Source organism: Janibacter melonis (assembly GCF_003721155.3).
In the GTDB taxonomy this organism is placed as follows: Bacteria; Actinomycetota; Actinomycetes; order Actinomycetales; family Dermatophilaceae; genus Marihabitans; species Marihabitans melonis.
In genome coordinates this window covers 2,539,426-2,559,891 of record NZ_CP044548.2, presented here as the reverse complement: position 1 = coordinate 2,559,891, position 20,466 = coordinate 2,539,426, and the positions used below count along the sequence as shown (strand labels likewise).

At 73.2% G+C, this 20,466-nt stretch carries 14 protein-coding genes; 7 read left to right on the top strand and 7 right to left on the bottom strand.

Annotation, left to right across the window (positions count from 1 at the left end):
* Positions 1 to 101: 101 nt before the first annotated feature.
* Entirely contained in the window at positions 102 to 2,429 is a 2,328-nt protein-coding gene (locus EEW87_RS12205; RefSeq protein WP_123093245.1) for an ATP-binding cassette domain-containing protein, read from the bottom strand.
* A gap of 64 nt (positions 2,430 to 2,493) precedes the next feature.
* On the bottom strand, positions 2,494 to 3,822 hold the full coding sequence (locus tag EEW87_RS12200) for a serine hydrolase domain-containing protein (protein WP_163562447.1): 1,329 nt from the start codon (positions 3,820 to 3,822) through the stop codon (positions 2,494 to 2,496).
* A 202-nt stretch (positions 3,823 to 4,024) separates the two neighbouring features.
* On the opposite strand from EEW87_RS12200, the gene EEW87_RS12195 reads away from it, so the two are divergent.
* A complete protein-coding gene (locus EEW87_RS12195; RefSeq protein ID WP_148041613.1) occupies positions 4,025 to 4,903 on the top strand; it encodes a sunset domain-containing protein in 879 nt (292 codons plus the stop codon).
* Between the two features lie 100 nt (positions 4,904 to 5,003).
* On the opposite strand, the gene EEW87_RS12190 is transcribed toward EEW87_RS12195, so the two are convergent.
* From EEW87_RS12190 to EEW87_RS12180, 3 genes are all read right to left on the bottom strand, one after another.
* The gene (locus EEW87_RS12190) at positions 5,004 to 5,495 is read right to left on the bottom strand and encodes a pyridoxamine 5'-phosphate oxidase family protein (protein WP_123093177.1); all 492 of its coding nucleotides are present in this window, start codon (positions 5,493 to 5,495) and stop codon (positions 5,004 to 5,006) included.
* 105 nt (positions 5,496 to 5,600) lie between these two features.
* Positions 5,601 to 6,302, bottom strand: a complete 702-nt coding sequence (locus EEW87_RS12185; protein ID WP_123093178.1) for a hypothetical protein — start codon at positions 6,300 to 6,302, stop codon at positions 5,601 to 5,603.
* A 65-nt stretch (positions 6,303 to 6,367) separates the two neighbouring features.
* The gene (locus EEW87_RS12180; protein WP_123093179.1) at positions 6,368 to 6,952 is read right to left on the bottom strand and encodes a TetR/AcrR family transcriptional regulator; all 585 of its coding nucleotides are present in this window, start codon (positions 6,950 to 6,952) and stop codon (positions 6,368 to 6,370) included.
* Between the two features lie 83 nt (positions 6,953 to 7,035).
* Between EEW87_RS12180 and EEW87_RS12175 the strand changes: the two genes are divergently transcribed.
* The 3 genes from EEW87_RS12175 (at position 7,036) to betT (ending at position 12,467) form a co-directional block, all read left to right on the top strand.
* A complete protein-coding gene (locus tag EEW87_RS12175; RefSeq protein WP_123093180.1) occupies positions 7,036 to 8,526 on the top strand; it encodes an aldehyde dehydrogenase family protein in 1,491 nt (496 codons plus the stop codon).
* Between the two features lie 180 nt (positions 8,527 to 8,706).
* Positions 8,707 to 10,458: a choline dehydrogenase gene (gene betA / locus EEW87_RS12170; RefSeq protein ID WP_123093181.1), complete on the top strand. Its 1,752-nt coding sequence runs from the start codon at positions 8,707 to 8,709 to the stop codon at positions 10,456 to 10,458.
* Entirely contained in the window at positions 10,455 to 12,467 is a 2,013-nt protein-coding gene (gene betT, locus EEW87_RS12165; RefSeq protein ID WP_123093182.1) for a choline BCCT transporter BetT, read from the top strand. The genes betA and betT overlap by 4 nt, the downstream gene beginning before the upstream one ends.
* 447 nt (positions 12,468 to 12,914) lie before the next feature.
* Here betT and EEW87_RS12160 read toward each other — a convergent pair whose 3' ends face one another.
* Positions 12,915 to 13,352: a hypothetical protein gene (locus EEW87_RS12160; RefSeq protein WP_123093183.1), complete on the bottom strand. Its 438-nt coding sequence runs from the start codon at positions 13,350 to 13,352 to the stop codon at positions 12,915 to 12,917.
* A 32-nt stretch (positions 13,353 to 13,384) separates the two neighbouring features.
* On the bottom strand, positions 13,385 to 14,041 hold the full coding sequence (locus EEW87_RS12155) for a dienelactone hydrolase family protein (protein WP_123093184.1): 657 nt from the start codon (positions 14,039 to 14,041) through the stop codon (positions 13,385 to 13,387).
* Between the two features lie 109 nt (positions 14,042 to 14,150).
* Here EEW87_RS12155 and EEW87_RS12150 point away from each other — a divergent pair, with 109 nt between their 5' ends.
* From EEW87_RS12150 to EEW87_RS12140, 3 genes are read left to right on the top strand one after another with little or no spacing between them, the layout of a single operon-like run.
* Positions 14,151 to 15,521 carry a lysine N(6)-hydroxylase/L-ornithine N(5)-oxygenase family protein gene (locus tag EEW87_RS12150; protein ID WP_123093185.1) on the top strand — a complete coding sequence of 457 codons (1,371 nt, stop codon included), beginning with the start codon at positions 14,151 to 14,153 and terminating at the stop codon, positions 15,519 to 15,521.
* Entirely contained in the window at positions 15,518 to 17,911 is a 2,394-nt protein-coding gene (locus EEW87_RS12145; protein WP_123093186.1) for a GNAT family N-acetyltransferase, read from the top strand. Before EEW87_RS12150 ends, EEW87_RS12145 begins: the two co-directional genes overlap by 4 nt.
* Positions 17,904 to 20,411 carry a GNAT family N-acetyltransferase gene (locus EEW87_RS12140; RefSeq protein ID WP_123093187.1) on the top strand — a complete coding sequence of 836 codons (2,508 nt, stop codon included), beginning with the start codon at positions 17,904 to 17,906 and terminating at the stop codon, positions 20,409 to 20,411. Before EEW87_RS12145 ends, EEW87_RS12140 begins: the two co-directional genes overlap by 8 nt.
* The last annotated feature ends 55 nt before the right edge of the window (positions 20,412 to 20,466 follow it).

The window sequence follows — 20,466 nt, the reverse complement described above, 5'->3', positions numbered from 1 at the left end:
AGGCTGCTGGCTGGGTCTTGACGAGCCAGCACCCCTTCGAGAGGGTCCTGGCTCGTCGAAGTGCTGCTGGCAGGGTTTTGTCAGCCCGGGGCGAAGGGGGGTCAGCCCCCGACGTACTCCGCGAGGACCTCGGCGGTGGCGCCCGACCCCGTCGCGACCATGTCGGCGGGGGTGCCGGTGAAGACGACCTGGCCGCCGTCGTGCCCGGCACCGGGGCCGATGTCGATGACCCAGTCGGCCTGGGCCATGACGGCGAGGTTGTGCTCGATGACGACGAGCGAGTGCCCCTGGTCGACGAGCCCGTGGAGCATCGTCAGCAGGCGCTCGGTGTCGGCGAGGTGCAGGCCGGCCGTCGGCTCGTCGAGGACGATGATCGCGCGCTCCTTGCCGAGCTGGGCGGCGAGCTTGATCCGCTGGCGCTCGCCCCCGGAGAGGGTGATGAGCGGCTGGCCGAGGGTCAGGTAGCCCAGGCCGACGTCGCGCAGCTTGGCGATGATCGTCCTCGACTTGCCGGTGCTGAAGACCTCGGCGGCCTGGTCGAGCGAGAGGTCGAGGACCTCGGCGATGGTCAGCCCGTGCAGCGTGTACTGCAGCACCTCGGGCTTGAAGCGTCGCCCCTCGCACGCCTCGCACGGGATCGCGACCCCGGCCATCATCGCCAGGTCGGTGTAGATGACGCCCTGCCCGTTGCACATCTCGCAGGCGCCCTCGGAGTTGGCGGAGAAGAGGGCGGGCTTGACGCCGTTCTCCTTGGCGAAGGCGGTCCGGATGCCGTCGAGCAGCCCGGTGTACGTCGCGGGGTTGGAGCGGCGCGAGCCCTTGATCGCGCCCTGGTCGACGACGAGCACGTCGTCGCGCCCGCCGAGCGAGCCGTGGATGAGCGAGGACTTGCCGGACCCGGCGACACCGGTGACGACGCACAGGACCCCGGTCGGCACGTCGACGTCGACGTCGCGCAGGTTGTGCGTCGACGCGCCCCGGATCTCGAGCTGCCCGGTGGCCTCGCGCACCGGCTCGCGCAGCCCGACCCGGTGGTCGAGATAGCGCCCGGTGAGCGTGCCCGAGGCGCGCAGCCCCGCGACGTCGCCCTCGAAGGTGATCGTGCCGCCATCACGACCTGCCCCCGGCCCGAGGTCGACGACGCGGTCGGCGATCTCCATGACCTCGGGCTTGTGCTCGACGACGAGCACCGAGTTGCCCTTGTCGCGCAGCTGGAGGAGCAGGTCGTTCATCTTGCGGATGTCGTGGGGGTGCAGCCCGATCGTCGGCTCGTCGAAGACGTAGGTGACGTCGGTGAGCGCCGACCCGAGGTGGCGGATCATCTTCACCCGCTGCGCCTCGCCGCCCGACAGCGTCCCGGACTCGCGGTCGAGGCTGAGGTAGCCCAGGCCGATGTCGACGAAGCCGCGCAGCATCGCCGCGAGGCTCGCGACGAGCGGGCCGACACCGGGCTCGTCAAGCCCCTCGACCCAGGCGAGGAGGTCGCTCACCTGCATCGCCGAGCACTCGGGGATGGTCCGACCGGCGACGGTCGCGGTGCGGGACGCCTCGGCCAGGCGCGTGCCGTGGCACTCCGGGCACGTGTCGTACGTCGCCACCTTCGCCGCGTACTCGCGCACGTGCGCCTGCTTGCTCTCCGTCTCGCGGTCGATGAAGCCGCGCCGCACCCGCTCGACGAGCCCGAGGTAGGAGTAGTTGATCCCCCCGAAGCGGACCTTCGTCGTCTCCTGGTGCATGAGCCAGTGCCACTCGTCGGGCGTGTAGTCGGCGAGCACCTTGTCCGGGTCGAGCTTGTCGGACTCGGCATAGCTGCGCCACTGCCAGCTGCCGGTGGGCATGCCCGGCACGAGGACCGCTCCCCCGTTGAGCGACAGCGAGGTGTCGACGATCGCGGACTCGTCGATCGTCGAGACCTTGCCCTTGCCCTCGCACCGCGGGCACATCCCGCCGACGACCTCGAAGGTCTTGCGCTCGGCCGACCCGTCGGCCTTCTTGAGCATGCCGCTGCCGCTCGCGCTCGCGATGTTGAAGGCGAAGGCCTGCGAGCTGCCGACGTGGGGCTGCGAGCGGCGCGAGTACAGGACGCGCAGCATCGCGTACGCGTCGGTGACCGTGCCGACCGTCGAGCGGCTGTTGGCCTGCAGCCGCTCCTGGTCGACGACGATCGCCGGCGTGACGCCTGCCAGCTCGTCGACCTCGGGCCGCGGGGGCGTCCCCATGAAGGACTGGAGGAAGGCCGAGTACGTCTCGTTGATGAGCCGCTGCGACTCCGCCGCGATCGTGCCGAAGACGAGGCTCGACTTGCCCGAGCCGGACACCCCGGTGAAGACCGTGAGCCGCCGCTTGGGGATGTCGACGTCGACCCCCTGGAGGTTGTTGACCCGCGCGCCGCGGACCCGGATGACGTCGTGCCGGTCGGCGGCGTGCATCTCGCTCATGGCAGCGATCCAAGCACGCCACCGACCGGCACGTCAGCCGTCGGGCGAAGGGGGGTCAGCAGGTCGCGCGGGCCAGCTGGTCGTAGAGCCCGATGAGGTCGAAGGGCTGGGCCTGGGTCGGGTCGGTCTCGCTGAAGTAGCGGCCCGTGACGCCCAGGGTCACCTGCCGACGGCCGTCGGGGCTCGACAGGGCCATGCTCGTCGTGCCGTACGACCCGCCGTCGTGGCCGTAGAGGTAGCGCTGCGCCGCCCCCTTCGGCGTGCACGGGTCGGGCAGGCGGTAGATGCCCAGGCCGTACCAGCCGATCTCGTCGCGCGGGACGCGCATCTCGCGCACCGTCGAGCTCTTGAGCAGGGTGCCGTCGTTGACCGCCTTGGTGAAGCGGCCGAGGTCGCGGGTGGTCGAGATGACCGCGCCGGCGCTGGAGAAGAGGTCAGGGTTGAAGCCGGCCTCGGAGTACCAGCCCTGCGAGGTGCTCGACGCGCCGACGAGCATCGGGCCGGGGGTGCCGACCCGGGTGGCGAAGCTCGAGCGGGTCATGCCGGCGGGGCGGAAGACCTCCGTGCGCAGCAGCTGGCCGACGTCACGACCGGTCTCCTCGCGCAGCATCATCCCGAGCAGGACGTAGCCGGCGTTGGAGTACAGGTGCTGGCCCCGCGGGCCCCACGGCAGCGCAGCCGCGTCGGCGACGAGCTGCTCGTCGGTGTAGTCCGCCCCCGTCGCCGCGAAGAAGTCGTCCCAGGAGCTCGGGTCGTCCATCTGGCGCAGGAGCGAGGCGTCGGTGCCGGTCTGCAGCCCCGAGGTGTGGCTGAGCAGCTCCTCGACGGTGATGTCGCCGTGCCCGGGCAGCGCGCCCGGCAGCACCTCGTCGACGGTCGTGCCGAGCGACCACGTGCCCCGCTCGACCTGGCGCATGACGAGCACCGCGACCATCGACTTCGTGTTGCTCGCGACGCGGAAGCGGTCGCCCTCGCGGGCCGTGGCGGGCTTCGTCCGGTCACGCACGCCGGCGGCCCCGGCGTAGTCGCGCCCGGGGCGGTCGACACGGGCGACGACGCCGACGGCCCCGTCGTCGACGAGCCGGTCGAGGCTGGCGTCGAGGACCGCGTCGCGGGCCGGGCCGTTGCGCGGCACCGGCTTGGCGAAGGTCCGCTGCCCCGTGCCCCGGCGCTCGGCGGCCGACGGGCTCGTGGGCGCCGAGCTGCGGGGCGCGACCGGCTCGAGGGCCCGGGTAGAGCGCTCGGCGACCCCGTCGGAGGGACCGGGCTCGGCGGGGCTCGCGGTCGCGGGCAGCGCGGCCGTCATGGCGAGCACGAGACCCGCGCCGAGGGCGGCGGTCGTGCGCGGGCGGGTGCTGGGGCGTCGGCTCGTGCGGCGGTGCATCGTCTCTCTCCCTGCTGTCGTCTGCGTGTCCCTCCACGGTGCTGCACCCGCGCCGCGGGCGGATCCCACCACCGGATGAGATCGGGCTCCGTCCCGGGTGGGAGGGCGGGGGACGAAGGGGGGCCGCTCGCCCGCCCCGGGCCGCACCGACGTCGATAGCGTGGGCATCCCTTCCAAGCCCGACCCGCCCGTGGAGGCGACGATGAGCGAGCAGGACGCACGAGAGCAGAGCACCGGCAGCACCCCCGCACCCGCAGACCCGGCCCTCGACGCGGGGGTGCGCACCGACGACGACGGCCCGGTGGACCCGCAGGAGCAGGTCGAGGAGCGGCTGCAGCAGATCGAGGACGAGCAGCGCGACCACGAGCCCCGGCACGGCGGGGGCGAGGACGAGGGCGCCGACGAGCCCGGTGTGACTGGTCGCGGTGTCGACGAGCGCGGTGCCGACGACGAGGCGGCGACCGCGTCTGGCGCCGGTGACGCCGAGGCGGAGGCGGCGAGCGGGCCCGAGGGGGCGGCCGCTCCCCCGACCTCACGCGCCTCGGGCGACGACGACGCGGATGACGACGCCGGCGACGACCCGCGGGTCGAGAGCGACGAGGACCGCCGGGCGCGCGAGGAGGCCTTCGCCGCCGAGCACGACCCCGACGACCACGACGTGGCGGCGGGCGAGGAGTTCCGTCAGGCCGGTGACTGGACGGCCGAGACGGGCAAGCTCACCGAGGACGACGTGACCTCTGGCGAGGACGACCCCGGCACCGAGGCCCAGGGCAGCGCGCAGCACGACGACACCCCGCACGACGGCACCCAGCACGAGGACACCCAGCACGGCGAGCAGGAGCGCGGGGTCGACGGACGGCGCGTCTCCTCCGTCGAGGAGATCCGTGACGGCGGCTACGGCGTCGGCTCGGCCGCGCCCCTCGACGACGGCGCCGTCCCCCTCGACCACACCGTCAAGGCGTGGGAGGACACCCGCACCTACCTCGTCCCCGGCGAGGAGGGCTACGACGGGGCCGACCCGCACGTGTGGTTCCTCGACGACCGCTCCGCCGAGCGGGCCGGCTTCGACCACGCGGGCTGACTCCCCCTTCGCCCCCGAACAAGCTGCTGCATGCAGCACCTCGAAGCGCCGGCCGCAGCACGTGCTGCGGCCGGCGCCTCGAGGTGCTGCTGGGTCGTGACTAGAGGCTGATGGTGCCGCTCTGGCCGTCCTGCGGCTCGGGGTCGGCGTCGGTGCCCTGGACCTTGCCCTTGAGCAGCTGGACCGCGATCGCGACCTTGCCCGGCGACTCCCAGTACGAGGCGGTGTCGGCGGTGACCGTGAGCAGCGTGCTGTTCGGGTCCTCGGGGCCACCCTCCATCCACGCGCTGGCGGAGGAGTCCCACAGCCGCTCGAGGAGCGCGCGGTCGTCGTTGCGCGCCCCCGTGCCGGCCAGGCTCACCCAGCCCTTGTCGGAGGAGTAGGCGACGTTGACCTGCGGGTTCGCGGCGATGGCGTGCATCTTGTCGGTGTCGGCCTCGGTGATGAAGTGCACGCGGCCCGGGTCGTCGAGGTCCTGCGTGCCCATGGGCGTCGAGACGAGTCGACCCTGCGCGTCCACGTAGGTGAGGATCGCGATGTGGGTCTCTTTCATGATCTCGGCGACGATCTCGTGGGGGTCCTGCTCAGCCATGTCAGCTCCTGACGGTCGACGGGTGGATTCGTCTCGACGGTAGGCCAGGCGGAGGGGCCGACGGGGTCGGAGCACCCTGGGCTGTCCAGGGTCCGTCCGGACCGCTCAGAGCGAGCGCATGAGCCCCTCGAGCCGCTCGGAGGCCTCGCACCCGCAGCGGGCCGGGCCGGCGAAGGCGACCCGGATGTCGCGGTGGCAGCCGGGCAGCTCCTCGCGCAGGACGATCCCGCCCTCGTCGGCGAGGACCGGGCGCACCCGGGCGGCCGCGTCGAGCGAGGTGACCGACCCGGCGAGGCAGCGCAGCGACTCGCCGTGGCACGCGTCGAGGAGCGCCATCCACTCGTCCTGCCAGCCGCCGAGCGGGTCGACGAGGGCGCCGGCGAGGCGGTGCGGCTCGACCGGCACCGGCCCGCCCGCCCCCGCGCCGCTCTCGACGTGCCACTCGAGGGTCACCGAGCGCGGCACGACCCGGGCGACGAGCTCGCCGGGTCGGGCGCCGAGGCGCTCGACGAGGTCGTCGGAGGGGTCGGTCACCGTCTCGAGGACCCCGGAGAGCCGGACCGTGCCGCGCACGCGGTCGGCAAGCGGCACCGAGGTGACGTCGGAGGCGACGGCGTGCACGAGCGGCCCCTTCGCCCCGGGCACGACCCGGTCCGCGCACTCGGGCGCGAGCCGCGCGAAGGGGAAGAGCAGGCCCCCGGTCTGCTCGACGGCGTGGCGCCACAGGCGCACCCGCCGGCCGGCGCAGCCGACCTCGACCGAGGTCGCCGTCGCGAGGACGGTCTTGGCCCGACGTGCTGCATCCATGACGCCACCCTTCGTGAAGTTAGGCGACCCTAACCTAGGGAGGTCGTCGTGCGCACCCCCTCGTCTCAGGACCGGGCGAGCGCCGCCTCGACGAGGGCACGCGCCGTCTCCTCGCCGGCGGCGATGGAGGGGGCGTCCGGCTCGCGCAGCATCGACACGATCGTGCCGGCGTAGGCGATGCCGACCTGGCGCACGAGCGCAGCAGCCGCCTCTTGCGTCAGCGGCAGGTCGGAGACCGTCGCGGAGATCCGGTCGTGCAGCATCGCGCGCTCCTCGGCGAGCACCGCCTCGAGCTCGGGGCTCGGGTCGGGGACCGCGGAGGTCGTCGCGGAGAAGGCGCACCACCGCTCGCGCAGGTACTCCTCCTGGTAGGCGCGCAGCGCCGGGAAGACGGCGAGCACCCGCTCGACCGGGTCGTCGGTCGCGTCGATCGCCCGCTGCCACACGCCTGCCCACACGTCGAGCCGTCGGCGCAGCGCCGCCGCGAGGAAGCCGTGCTTGTTGCCGAAGTGGGCGTACAGGCTCGGCGGCGAGGCGCCCGCAGCGCGGCAGATGACGTCGACGGGCGTGTGCACCGAGCCGTCGACGAAGAGGACCTCGTCACCGGCGTCGAGCAGACGCTGGCGGACCGGGGTGCTTTGACGAGCCATGCCGAAAGTCTATAACGTGCGTTACTGAAACGTGCGTTATCGGCCGTTCGACCGACCGGCCGCCCCGACCGAGAAGGAGAGCGATGTCAAGCCTCTACGTCGACGGCCAGTGGCAGGCCGCAGCGTCCGGAGCCACCCGTGAGATCCGCTGCCCGGCCGACCAGGAGGTCGTCGCGACCGTGAGCGAAGGGGGGTCGCAGGACGCGCAGGCCGCCGTCGCCGCCGCGCGCCGGGCCTTCGACCACGGGCCGTGGCCGACCACCCCCACCCCGGAGCGGGCCGGGGTGCTCACCCGCGTCGCCGACCTCCTCGAGGCCGAGCTCGAGGAGGTCGCCCGGCTCGAGTCGCTCGACACCGGCAAGCGGCTCGTCGAGTCGCGGATCGACATGCAGGACGTCATCGGCGTCTTCCGCCACTTCGCCGCGCTGGTCCAGGGCGAGGCCGGCCGGGTCGTCGACACCGGCATGCCCGACGTCGCGTCGCGCGTCGTCCACGAGCCGGTCGGGGTCTGCGCGCTCGTCACGCCCTGGAACTTCCCCCTCCTGCAGACCTCGTGGAAGGTCGCCCCGGCCCTGGCCGCCGGCAACACCTTCGTCCTCAAGCCCAGCGAGCTCACCCCGCAGAGCGCGATCTGGCTGCTCGGCGCGCTCGAGCGGGCCGGCCTGCCCGCGGGCGTCGCCAACCTCGTCCTCGGCACGGGCGCCGAGGTCGGCGCGGTGCTCAGCGAGCACCCCGACGTCGACCTCGTGTCCTTCACAGGCGGGCTGCAGACCGGCCGCACGATCATGGCGGCCGCGGCCCCCACCGTGAAGCGGGTCGCCCTCGAGCTCGGCGGCAAGAACCCCAACGTCGTCTTCGCCGACGCCGACCTGCCTGCCGCGATCGACAACGCCCTCACCGCCGTCTTCCTCGACTCCGGTCAGGTCTGCTCGGCCGGCACCCGTCTCGTCGTCGAGGAGAGCATCCACGACGAGGTCGTCACCGAGCTCGTCCGGCGGGCGAAGGGGATCCGCCTCGGCGGACCCTTCGACGAGGACGCCGAGACCGGCCCGCTCATCAGCGAGGCGCACCGCGCGAAGGTGCACGCCTACGTCGAGGCGGCCGTCGCCGAGGGTGCTCAGCTGCTCACCGGCGGCGAGATCCCCGGTGGCGACCTCGCCGGTGGCTGGTACTACCCGCCGACGATCCTCGACGGCTGCACTCAGGAGATGGGCTGCGTGCACGACGAGTCCTTCGGCCCGGTGCTCACCGTCGAGACCTTCTCCGGCGCCGACCGCGACGCCGCCGAGGACGCCGCGGTCGCCATCGCCAACGACACGATCTACGGCCTCGCCGGGGCCGTGTGGACCCAGGACGCCGGCCGCGCCGAGCGGGTGGCCCGCCGGCTGCGCCACGGGACGATCTGGATCAACGACTTCCACCCCTACGTGCCCCAGGCCGAGTGGGGCGGCATGAAGCAGTCCGGTGTCGGGCGCGAGCTCGGCCGCGCCGGTCTGCACGAGTACGTCGAGACCAAGCACGTCTGGCACAACACCCGTCCCGCGAAGGCCGACTGGTTCGCCGACCGCGGCTGACCACCCCTTCGCCCCCCGCTACACACCACCCACCCACCGCACCACCGACGCACGACGCCACCCACCCACCGCACCACCGACGCACGACGCCACCTACCCCGCGACCTACCACGCAGTACTGGTCGTGATCACGACCAGTACTGCGTGGTAGCGGGACCACCTACGGAACGAGAGATACCTATGCGCACCCGGTACGACTACGTCATCGTCGGCGGAGGATCCGCCGGCTCCGCCCTGGCCAACCGGCTCTCCGCCGACGAGAGCACGACCGTGCTCGTCCTCGAGGCCGGCCGCTCCGACGTCCTGGCCGACCCGCTCATCCACATGCCCGCGGCGCTGATGTTCCCCGCCGGCAACCCCCTCTACGACTGGGCCTACGAGTCCGACCCCGAGCCGCACATGGACGGCCGGCGCATCCCCCACGCCCGCGGCAAGGTCCTCGGCGGCAGCTCCTCGATCAACGGCATGATCTTCCAGCGCGGCAACCCCGGCGACTACGACGCGTGGGCCCGCAACGAGGGCATGGAGCAGTGGGACTTCGCCCACTGCCTGCCCTACTTCCGCCGGATGGAGACGTGCACCGAGGGCGCCGACGCGTGGCGCGGCTCCGCCGGCCCGCTCAAGCTCGAGCGCGGCCCGGCGTCGAGCCCGCTCTTCCAGGCCTTCTTCGAGGCCACCCGCGAGGCGGGCTACGCGCCGACCGACGACGTCAACGGCTACCGCCAGGAGGGCTTCGCCCCCTTCGACCGCAACGTATACCAGGGCAGCCGGATGTCGGCCTCGCGCGCCTACCTGCGCCCGGTCCGCGACCGCAAGAACCTCGACATCTCCACCCTGTCGACCGCCACCGGGCTGCGCTGGGAGGGCACCCGTGTCACCGGTGTCGACTACCGTCGGATGCGCACCCAGCACAGCGTCGACGCCGGCGAGGTCATCCTGTGCGGCGGCGCCTTCGCCTCGCCGCACCTGCTCCAGGTCTCCGGCGTCGGCAACCCCGACGTCCTCTCGGCGGCCGGCGTGCAGACGCGCGTCGCCCTGCCGGGCGTCGGCGAGAACCTCCAGGACCACCTCGAGGTCTACCTCCAGCACACCTCGCTGCAGCCGGTCTCGATCGCGCCGTGGCTCAAGAAGTGGAAGGCGCCCTACATCGGTGCCGAGTGGCTCTTCCGCAACCGCGGCGTCGGGGCGAGCAACCACTTCGAAGGGGGCGGCTTCATCCGCACGAACGACGAGGTCGAGTACCCCAACCTCATGTTCCACTTCCTGCCGATCGCCGTGCGCTACGACGGCACCGCGGCGGAGGGCAAGCACGGCTACCAGGTGCACATCGGACCGATGAACTCCGACGTGCGCGGTCGGCTGCACATCACGAGCGACGACCCGTCGGTGCGCCCGTCGATCCTCTTCAACTACCTCTCGACCGAGCGCGACCGCCGCGAGTGGGTCGAGGTCGTGCGTGCCGCGCGCCACATCCTCTCCCAGCCGGCGTTCTCCCCCTTCGACGGCGGCGAGATCAGCCCCGGCCCCGGCGTGCAGAGCGACGAGGAGATCCTCGACTGGGTCCGCCGCGACGCCGAGACCGCGCTGCACCCGAGCTGCTCGGCGAAGATGGGCGTCGACGAGATGTCCGTCGTCGACCCGACGAGCATGCGCGTCCACGGCACGCAGGGGCTGCGCGTCGTCGACGCCTCGGTCTTCCCGAGCATCACCAACGGCAACATCTACGCGCCCGTGATGATGGTCGCCGAGAAGGCCGCCGACCTCATCGCCGGCAACACCCCGCTGGCCCCCCAGGACGTGCCGGTCTACCGCGCCGGCCAGGGCATGCCGCTCTACCCGCAGGGTGACCCGCGCAACGACGCCTGGGACGCCGCGGCCGAGCAGCCGAGCGCCCTGACCGCCATGGCCCGCGCGACGGAGGAGACCCGATGAGCACGACCACCACGAGCACGCCGCCAGGTCCGAGCACCACCCGCACGAAGTGGCCCGTCGTCCTCGCCGTCGGCGCCGTCACCGCCGTCGTCGCGCTATGGGCGCTCATCGCCCCCGAGCGCTCCGAGGAGGTCCTCGGCTCCGTCGTCGGGTGGACGAGCGAGTGGTTCGGGTGGTTCTACATCCTCCTGGCCACCGTCATCCTCGTCTTCGTCGTCTACGTCGGGCTGCGCTACGGCAAGGTCCGCCTCGGCCGTGACGACGACCGGCCCGAGTTCTCCACCTTCGCCTGGGCCTCGATGCTCTTCGCCGCCGGCATCGGCACCGACGTGATGTTCTTCGCCGTCGCCGAGCCCGCGAGCCAGTACCTCGCCCCGCCGCAGGGCGAGGGCGGCACGCTCGAGGCGGCCCGCGAGTCGACCGTGTGGACGCTCTTCCACTACGGCATCACCGGGTGGGGCATGTACGCCCTCATGGGCATCGCGCTCGGCTTCTTCGCCCACCGCAAGGGCCTGCCGCTCGCCGTGCGCTCCGCCCTCTCGCCGATCCTCGGTCGGCGCACGAAGGGGGCGGCCGGCGCGGCCGTCGACATCGCGACGATGCTCGGCACGATCTTCGGCATCGCGACCTCGCTGGGCATCGGCGTCGTCATGCTCAACGTCGGCCTAGACATCCTCTTCGGCATCCCGCAGGGCGTGCCCGCCCAGATCGGGCTCGTCGTCCTCGCCGTCGGCGTCGCGACGGTCTCGGCGGTCACCGGCGTCGACCGCGGCATCCGCGTGCTCTCGCAGCTCAACGTGCTGCTCGCGCTGCTCCTCGCCGCGTGGGTGCTCGTCACCCGCGACACGGCCTTCCTGCTGCGCGCCGCGGTGATGAACGTCGGCGACTTCGTCTCGCTCTTCCCGGGCATGACGATGGACACGATGGCCTTCGACTACGACGCCGAGTGGATGGGCGGCTGGACGCTCTTCTTCTGGGCGTGGTGGATCGCCTGGGCGTCCTTCGTCGGGATGTTCCTCGCCCGGATCAGCAAGGGGCGCACCATCGGCCAGTTCGTCGTCGGCACGCTGACGATCCCCTTCTGCTACATCGTCATGTGGGTCACGGTCTTCGGCAACAGCGCGGTGCAGAAGATCATGGAGGGCGACACCGGCTTCGGCGAGGCAGCGGTCAACACGCCCGAGGCCGGCTTCTTCGCCCTGCTCCAGGACACCCCGGGCGCGCTCGTCCTCGTCGCGCTCGCGACCTTCGTCGGGCTGCTCTTCTACGTCACCTCGGCCGACTCCGGCGCGCTCGTCATGGCCAACCTCTCGGCCGAGCTCGAGGACCCCGACACCGACGCCGCCCCGTGGCTGCGCATTCTCTGGGCGGTCGCGACGGCGGTGCTCACCATCGCGATGCTCGTCGTCGGCGGGATCCCGGCGCTGCAGAACGCGACGATCATCATGGGGCTGCCCTTCGCCGTCGTCATGGTCCTCGTCATGTGGGGCCTGCACCGGGCGCTCGAGGAGGAGCGCGTCATGACCGACGCGATCCGCACCTCGCTCGCGAGCTCGCTGGCCGGCCGCTCGCGCGGAGCCGGGTCGTGGCGTCGTCGGCTGTCCGAGGGCTTCGGCCGGGTGTCACCCGAGCAGGCCGCACGCCGGCTCGACCGCGTCGTGCTCCCCGCGCTGCAGGACGTGCGTGACGGCCTGTCCGGCGAGGGTCTCGACGCCGTCGTCGAGGAGGTCGAGGGCGAGGGCCGGCTCGTGCGCTCCGCCACGCTCGTCGTGCCCGGCGAGGTCACCGACTTCCGCTACCCCGTCGAGGTCCGGCGCTCCCCGGCGCCGAGCTACGGCGCGGGCGTGCGCGAGGCCGACGACATGACGACCGTCCTCGAGGTCGTCCTGCCGACCGGTGGTCGCTACAGCCTCATGGACCGAAGCCAGGACGAGATCTGTCACGACGTCCTCGACCACTACGAGCGCTGGGCGACGAGCTCTGCGACGACGGCCGAGATCGTCGGCTGACCGAGCCACGACGGCGAAGGGGGCGGGCCCAGCACGACTGGGCCGGCCCCCTTCGCCATGGGCTAGGACCAGCCACCCCCCGTACAAAACCCTGCTGGCTGGGTCTTGATGAGCCAGCAGGGTCTCGACAGGGTCCTGGCACGTCGAAAGGCTGCTGGCAGGGTTTTGTAGCCGGGGGCGGGCAGGACGACGAAGGGGGCGGGTCCAGCACGACGGGACCCGCCCCCTTCGCCATGGGCTAGGACCAGCCACCCCCCGTACAAAACCCTGCTGGCTGGGTCTTGATGAGCCAGCAGGGTCTCGACAGGGTCCTGGCACGTCGAAAGGCTGCTGGCAGGGTTTTGTAGCCGGGGGCGGGCAGGACGACGAAGGGGGCGGGTCCAGGACGACGGGGCCCGCCCCCTTCGCCGTGCGCCTGGGACCCGGTGCGGCAAGGACCCCGTGCGCCTAGGACCAGCGCGCCACCATGACGTCGTAGGGGCCGGCGGGGGTCGTCTCGCTCGCCGCCGAGGCGGGGACGACGTTGCGCATCGTCATCGCCGTCGAGCCCTCGCCGAGGTCGAGCTCGACCTGCCAGCCCCACTCCTGCCCGTACGTCGCCTCGAGACGCAGGTGCGCGCCCTCGCGGCGCCCGGTGAGCGTCATCAGGCCCGGGTGCTGGTGCCACGTGTCGTACCAGGCGGCCTCGACCGCGCCCTCCTCCGCGCGTCCGACGAGCAGGCTTCCGTGCTGGTCGCCGTCGGTCGGGTGGGTCCAGCGGTAGCCGAGGACGACCGCGCCGTCGGGCAGGGTCGTCAGGGTCGCGCTCGACGTCGCCTCGACGAGGGGGTCATCGGGCATGAGGCGGAAGGAGCAGCTGCCGGTGAGCGTCACGACGTCGGCCATGAGGCCAGTGTGCTCCGCCGCGGAGGTCGGCGTCAGACGCCGGGGACGAGACCGGTGACGGCCTCGCCGGCCCGGCGGTGCCAGCGCCACGGCCGGTCGAGCATCGCGTGGTTGCCGCCCGGCACGCCCTCGAAGGTCGCGTCGACGCCGGCCCGCACGGCCCGTTCGACGTAGGCCCGCGAGCGCACGGGGCTGCACACGGTGTCGGCCTCGCCATGGATGACGCGCACGTGGGCGTCGGAGCGGACGAGGTGGTCGACCCCTTCGCCCTCGTCGACCCACGGGGCGAGGGCGACGGCCCCGGCGACACCGGGCTCGTCGGCGATGCGCAGGGCCGCCCATCCGCCGCTGGAGTGCCCGAGGAGCACGACCGGCAGCCCGTGGGTCTCGCTCAGCCCGCGCACGAGGGCCCTCGCCTGGACGAGCCCGCTGCCGGACGAGGCGATCCACCCGCCGTGGGTGTTGTGCACGAGGTAGGGCGCGACCCGGCCGCGGGAGGCGCGCATCACGGCCATCCCGAAGGGGAGCATCCGCAGGTAGGAGATGTCGCGGAAGCGGTCGGGCTGCGTCTGCACCGAGCGACCGCCGTGGAGCAGCAGCGCGATCGCGCTCGTGCGCCGGGTGACGCGCAGGCTCCCGGTGCGGATGTCGGCGAGCAGCCGGTCGACGTCGTGGTGAGGAGGGGTCACGAGACCACCTTCGCACCGCCCACCGACGGTCCACGTCTCGGTGTCGAGGTGCGCCGGTCCTGCACGTGACTTAGGTTTGCCTCACCTAACCAACCGTAGGAGGACTGACGTGCGCGACCGCACCGACTCTCGCACCCCGGAGCGGGTCGACCTGCTCGGGGTGGGGCTCGGCCCCTTCAACCTCGGGCTGGCCGCCCTCACCGAGCCGCTCGGCGCCCCGAGCACGGCCTTCGTCGAGGCCGACGCCGACTTCCGCTGGCACCCGGGGATGCTCATCGAGGGCTCGACGATCCAGCTGCCCTTCATGGCCGATCTCGTGACGCTCGCCGACCCGACCTCGCCGTACTCCTTCCTCGCCTACCTCAAGGCGTGCGGGCGGCTCTACTCCTTCTACATCCGCGAGGACCTCAACCCCCTTCGCGCCGAGTACGAGCGCTACTGCCGCTGGGTGAGCGACCAGCTGCAGACCCTCCACTACGGCGAGCGGGTGGTCGCCGTCGAGCGCGACAACGAGGGCTTCGTCGTGACGAGCGAGCGCGACGGCGGCGCCCCCGTCGAGCGGCTCACCCGGCACCTGGCGCTGGGCATCGGCACCGAGCCCAGCTACCCCGCCGCCGCGGCCGGCATCACCGGCACCGTCGTGCACAGCGGGCACTACCTCCAGCGACGCGACGACCTCGCCGCGCTCGACCACGTCACGGTCGTCGGCTCGGGCCAGTCGGCCGCCGAGATCTACCACGACCTCCTCCAGCGGGCCGAGGGCACGGGCCGGCACGTCGCCTGGGTGACGCGCAGCCCCCGCTTCTTCCCCATGGAGTACACGAAGCTCACGCTCGAGATGACCTCGCCGGACTACGCGCGCTACCACCGCGAGCTGCCCGAGCCGGTCCGCGCGGGGCTGGCCCGCAGCCAGCGCCACCTCTACAAGGGCATCAGCAGCGAGCTCGTCGACGCCATCTACGACACCCTCTACCGGATCGAGGTCGAGCAGGGCGGCGTCGCGACGACGCTCGCCACCTCGAGCGAGCTGCGCGGCGGGCGCGACGAGGACGGGCGTACCGTGCTCGACCTGCACCACCTCGAGCAGGACCGCGGCTACACGCTGACGACCGACGCCGTCGTCCTCTCCACCGGGTACACCCCGCGGGTCCCCGCGATGCTCGACCCCGTGCTCGGGCACCTGCGCTGCGACGAGCGCGGCCGTCTCGTCACCGACGCCGCCTTCCGCGTCGACCTCGCCGAGCCCGACGCCCCCCACGGCCGCGTCTACATGCAGAACGGCGACGAGCACGTCCACTCGCTCATCGCCCCCGACCTCGGCATGGGCGCGTGGCGCAACTCCGTCATCCTCGCCGACCTGCTCGGCGAGGAGATCTACCCCGTCGAGCGCCGGATCGCCTTCCAGGACTTCGGCGTCCCCGCCGGGGCGGGCGCCCCCGCGCCCGCCCGCCCGGCCCGCCACCTGGAGGTGACCCGATGACCGCCACCCTCGAGACCACGACGACGAAGGGGGCGACGGTCACCCCTTCGCCCCGCCTGCGCCTGCCCTCGCCGATCGGCGAGATCACCATCCGCCCGCTCGACCTCGGGCTCGACGCCGACCGGCTGCACGCCTGGGTGACGACGCCGCGGGCGCGCTACTGGCAGATGGAGGGCTGGAGCGCCGAGCAGGTGCGCGAGGCCTACGCCCAGATCGACGCCCGCGACGACCACGACGCTTGGCTCGGCGAGGTCGACGGCCGCCCGACCTTCCTCGTCGAGACCTACGACCCGGCGGGCAGCGAGCTCGCCGACCTGCCCGAGATCGCCCGCGGCGACCTCGGGATGCACGTCCTCGTCGCGCGCGCCGAGCACCCCGTGCCCGGCACGACGACCGAGGTGATGCGCGCGGTGATGGAGCTGTGCGTCGGGCCGCTCGGCGCGCTGCGCGTCGTCGTCGAGCCGGACGTGCGCAACGACGCGATCCACGCGAAGAACGCGCTCGCCGGCATCCGCGTGCAGCGGGCGGTGCCGCTCGCGGGCAAGACGGCGCTGCTCGGGGTCGTCACCGCGCACGAGTACCGCACGAGCGAGCTCGGGCGACGCACACTGCTGGCCCACCTGCGGCCGGACGTCGCGGAGCGGGCCCACCGCCACGTCGCCGCGAAGGCGCTGGGCGAGCTGACGCACGAGCACCTCATCACGCCTGAGGTGGTCGAGGAGGTCGGTGGTCTCGAGGCTCGGGCGCAGGGCGCCCGTCGCACCTCGACCAGCGACCAGCGGTACGTCGTCACGACCCCGAGCGGAGCGCGGTGGAGCTTCGCCGCGACGCGGCACGCGCTCGAGCACTGGCGGGTCGACCCGGCCTCGGTCGAGCACGACTCCGGCCCGGTCGACGCGCAGCTGCTCCTCAGCCAGCTCGCCCCCGTCCTCGGCATCCCCGAGCACCTGCGCTCGGTCTACCTCGAGGAGATCGCCTCGACGATCGCCTCCTTGTGCCACAAGTGGACCCACCAGCGCTGTACGAGCACCGAGCTCGTCGACGCCGACTTCCAGGACGTCGAGCAGGCGATGAGCGAGGGGCACCCGGCCTTCGTCGCGAACAACGGCCGGATCGGCTTCGGCGTGCTCGACCACGCCCGCTACGCCCCGGAGTCCGGTGCGCCCGTGCGCCTGGAGTGGCTCGCGGCCCGCCGCTCGCTGACCCACCTCGCGCTCGGCGGCGAGCTCACCGAGGAGCGGCTCTACCGCGAGGAGCTGGGCGAAGGGGTGATCGACGGCTTCCGCGTGCACCTCACGGCGCTCGGGGAGGACCCCGACGACTACGTCTGGCTGCCGGTGCACCCGTGGCAGATGGAGCACAAGATCGCGGTGACCTTCGCGCCCGACCTCGCCCGGCGCGACCTCGTGCACCTCGGGGCCGGCGAGCAGCACTACCGGGCGCAGCAGTCGATCCGCACCTTCTACCCGATGCAGCGCGAGAGCCGGTACGTGAAGACCGCCTGCGCCATCCAGAACATGGGCTTCTTGCGGGGGCTCTCGCCGGCGTACATGCGCGTCACCCCGGCGATCAACGAGTGGGTCCTCGACACCCTCGACGGCGACCCGGTGCTCGCGTCGTGCGGCTTCACCGTGCTGCCCGAGGTGGCCTCGATCGGCTACACCGGCGACGCCTACCACCAGCTCGGCACCCGCACCGCGCACACGAAGATGGTGGCCGCGCTGTGGCGCGACCACCCGGCTCCCCTGCTCGCCCCCGGCGAACGCCTGGCGACCCTCGCCGGCACGCTCCACCGTGACCGCGACGGGGTGTCGCTGCTCGGGGAGTGGATCCGCGCGAGCGCGGTAGGCCCGGAGCAGTGGGTGCGGGCGCTGCTGCGCGCGTACGTGCGCCCGGTCGTGCACTGCCTGCGGGTGCACCGGATGGCCTTCATGCCGCACAGCGAGAACCTCGTGCTCGTCCTCGGGCCGGACCACGTGCCGGCGCGCGCGATCATGAAGGACATCGGCGAGGAGGTCGCCTACCTCGGCTCCGGGCCGCTGCCCGAGGAGGTCGAGCGCGTGCGGATGGCCGACGACGTCGAGCTCACCGCGCAGTCCTTCTTCACCGACGTCATGGACGGCGTGCTGCGCTACGTCGCCGAGATCCTCGCCGACGACGGGCTGCTCGACGGCGAGGACTTCTGGGCGCTCGTGCGCGCGTGCGTCGCCGAGACGGTGCGCGACGGCGGCCCGGTGGCCGCCGACCTCGCGCTGGACCGGGCGACCTTCGCCCACTCGTGCCTCAACCGGCTCCAGCTGCGCAACACCCTGCAGATGGTCGACCTCGCCGACCAGGCCTCGTCGCTCACCTACGTCGGCGAGCTCGTCAACCCGATCGCCGATGCCTGAGGTCGTCGCCTCCGGCGCGCGGTGGCGGGTCGAGCGCGACGAGCACGGCGTCGCCCGGTGCGTCGGGCGCGGGCTGGACGACCTCGCGTACGCCCAGGGCTGGGCGTGCGCGCACGACCGGGCCTGGCAGGTCGAGACCGACCGACGCCGCAGCACCGGCGGGCTCGCCGACTGGCTGGGCGACGAGTCCTGCCGAGGCGTCGACGAGCTGGCTTCTCGGGCCCGGCTCGACGCGCTCGCGCTGCGGTGCTGGGCGCGGCTGCTCGAGGAGAAGCCGGAGGTCGCGGCCTGGCTGCAGGCCTACGTCGACGGCGTCAACGACGGCATGCAGGTCGGCGCCGCCCGCTCCCCCGAGATGGCCGCCGCCCGGGTGCAGCCCGGGCGGTGGGCGCCGTGGTCGCCGATCGGGGTCTTCCTCGTCAACCACGTGCTCTTCGGCAGCTATCCGCACGAGCTGTGGCGCGAGCACGTCGAGGACACGCTCGGCGAGCAGTGGGCCGACGTCCTCGCGCCGGCGCACGGCCACCCGGCGCTGTCGGGCAGCAACGCGTGGGCTGTGACGCCGTCGCGCAGCGCGACCGGGGCGCCGCTGCTCGCGGCCGACCCGCACCGGCTGCTGGAGTGCCCGGGCATCTACCAGCAGGTGCATCTCGTCGCCGAGGAGGACGGGGTCGACGTGCTCGGCCTCGCCTTCCCCGGCGTGCCCGGCGTGCCCCACTTCGGGCACGCGGGTGACGTCGCGTGGGTCATCACCAACGCGATGGCGCACTACCAGGAGCTCGTCGACGACGGGCCCCTGGCGGACGAGGCCACGGACGGGCCGGTCGTGCTCGACCCCGTGGCCGGGCGGCCCGCACGTCGGCTCCGGACTCCCGCGTGGGTGGGTTCGCGGGTCGGCGTGCGGGCCTGGCGTGACCTGCTGGTCGCCCACGACGTCGAGGACGTCGACGCCGCGCTGGAGCACTGGGTCGAGCCGGTCAACGCGGTGCTCGTCGCCGACAGCACGGGGCGGGTGCTCGAGCGGGTCGCCGGGCTGACCGCCGCGGGGCCGACGACGAGGACCACCCGCGTCGTGTCCGACGGGTCGGTCGCCGTGCACGCGAACCACGCGAGCGCGCTCACCGCCCCGTGGGGGCGGGCCTTCGCACCCCACCACCGGGCGCGACGGGTCGAGAGCCTCCTCGAGCCGCACGACCAGGTCACCCTCGACGACTGCGCGCAGATCCAGCGGGACGCGGTGAGCGGGTCGTGGCCCGTCCTGCGCGGGCTGCTGGCCCGCCCGGTCGTCGGGCGCGGCCTCGACCCGGAGGCGGCGCAGGTCCGGGAGGAGCTGCTCGGCTTCGACGGCGCGATGGTCGCGGCGAGCGAAGGGGCGGCGCTCGCCGCCCGCTTCCGCCTGCACCTCGCGCAGGCCGTCCTCGACGACCCGGCGCTGCTCCCCCTTCGCCCCGGGACGGGGCTGCCCGCCCTCTACGCGCCGTGGACCGACCCCCTCGCCCGGGTGACGACGAGCCTGGAGCGGGTCGTCGAGCGCGGCGAGGGGCTGGGCCTCGCGCTCGAGCCGGCGACGCGGGCGGCCCTGCACGCGGTGGCCGCGGAGGGTCGGCCGGCGACGTGGGGCGAGCTGCACCGGGTGCTCCCGCTCGTGCCGCCGGGCTCGGCGACCCCGCGGCTGCGGACCCCGGTGAGCGGGGCTGACGACGCGGTCTGCGCGACGAGCACCCACACCGGCACCGGGTACGACGTCGTCCGCGGACCCGCCGCTCGGGTGCTGTGGGACCTCGGCGACCGCTCGCGCAGCCGGTGGGTCGTCCCCTTCGGCGCCGACGGGGTGCTCGACGCGCCCCACGCCCTCGACCAGGCGCCGCTGTGGGCAGCCGGCACCACCCTCCCCGTCCCGACAGGAGACCCGATGACCGTGACCATCCCGCTGCCCGGCGGTGCCGAGGCGACCGCCCGGCTGCTCGACCCGCGCGCTGACGCCGCGCTCGTGCACCGGTGGGTGACGCAGCCGCGAGGACGTTTCTGGGGCATGGGCGACCAGAGCGTCGAGGAGGTCGCGCAGACCTACGAGTACGTGGCGTCGCTGCCCGCCCACGACGCGTACCTCGTGCACGTCGACGACCGGCCGTGCGCGCTCGTGCAGCTCTACGACCCGGCGCAGGACCCCCTCGGCGAGGTCGTCGAGGTGCGCGAAGGGGACCTCGGCCTCCACCTCTTCGTCGGGCCGGGGGCGGTCGGCGTCGCCGGTCTCGACCGGACCGAGACGGCGATGATCGCCGCGATGCGGCTCGCCTTCGGGCGTGACGGGGTGCGGCGGGTGGTCGCCGAGCCCGACGAGCGGAATGTCGCGATGATGCGCCGGCTGGCGCAGGCCGGGGCAGACATCGGCGAGCGGATCCGCGTGCACGACAAGGACGCCCGCTACGTCGTGCTCGACCGCGAAGCCTTCGAGCGGGCGGAGGCGCGGGTCCTGGCGGCGTCGGTCGCCCGCGTGTGAGACCGACCGCCCGGCGCACAGTCGCGCCGGGCGGGCGGTGTCGTGAGGCGGCGGG

Bases quoted from the DNA above. Each gene is read 5' to 3' on its own strand.
- EEW87_RS12190 (WP_123093177.1), bottom strand. From the start codon at position 5,495: ATGGCTGAGCAGGACCCCCACGAGATCGTCGCCGAGATCATGAAAGAG.
- EEW87_RS12195 (WP_148041613.1), top strand. From the start codon at position 4,025: ATGAGCGAGCAGGACGCACGAGAGCAGAGCACCGGCAGCACCCCCGCA.
- EEW87_RS12200 (WP_163562447.1), bottom strand. From the start codon at position 3,822: ATGCACCGCCGCACGAGCCGACGCCCCAGCACCCGCCCGCGCACGACC.
- EEW87_RS12140 (WP_123093187.1), top strand. From the start codon at position 17,904: ATGCCTGAGGTCGTCGCCTCCGGCGCGCGGTGGCGGGTCGAGCGCGAC.
- betA (WP_123093181.1), top strand. From the start codon at position 8,707: ATGCGCACCCGGTACGACTACGTCATCGTCGGCGGAGGATCCGCCGGC.
- EEW87_RS12145 (WP_123093186.1), top strand. From the start codon at position 15,518: ATGACCGCCACCCTCGAGACCACGACGACGAAGGGGGCGACGGTCACC.
- EEW87_RS12185 (WP_123093178.1), bottom strand. From the start codon at position 6,302: ATGGATGCAGCACGTCGGGCCAAGACCGTCCTCGCGACGGCGACCTCG.
- EEW87_RS12175 (WP_123093180.1), top strand. From the start codon at position 7,036: ATGTCAAGCCTCTACGTCGACGGCCAGTGGCAGGCCGCAGCGTCCGGA.
- EEW87_RS12160 (WP_123093183.1), bottom strand. From the start codon at position 13,352: ATGGCCGACGTCGTGACGCTCACCGGCAGCTGCTCCTTCCGCCTCATG.
- EEW87_RS12205 (WP_123093245.1), bottom strand. From the start codon at position 2,429: ATGCACGCCGCCGACCGGCACGACGTCATCCGGGTCCGCGGCGCGCGG.
- EEW87_RS12180 (WP_123093179.1), bottom strand. From the start codon at position 6,952: ATGGCTCGTCAAAGCACCCCGGTCCGCCAGCGTCTGCTCGACGCCGGT.
- betT (WP_123093182.1), top strand. From the start codon at position 10,455: ATGAGCACGACCACCACGAGCACGCCGCCAGGTCCGAGCACCACCCGC.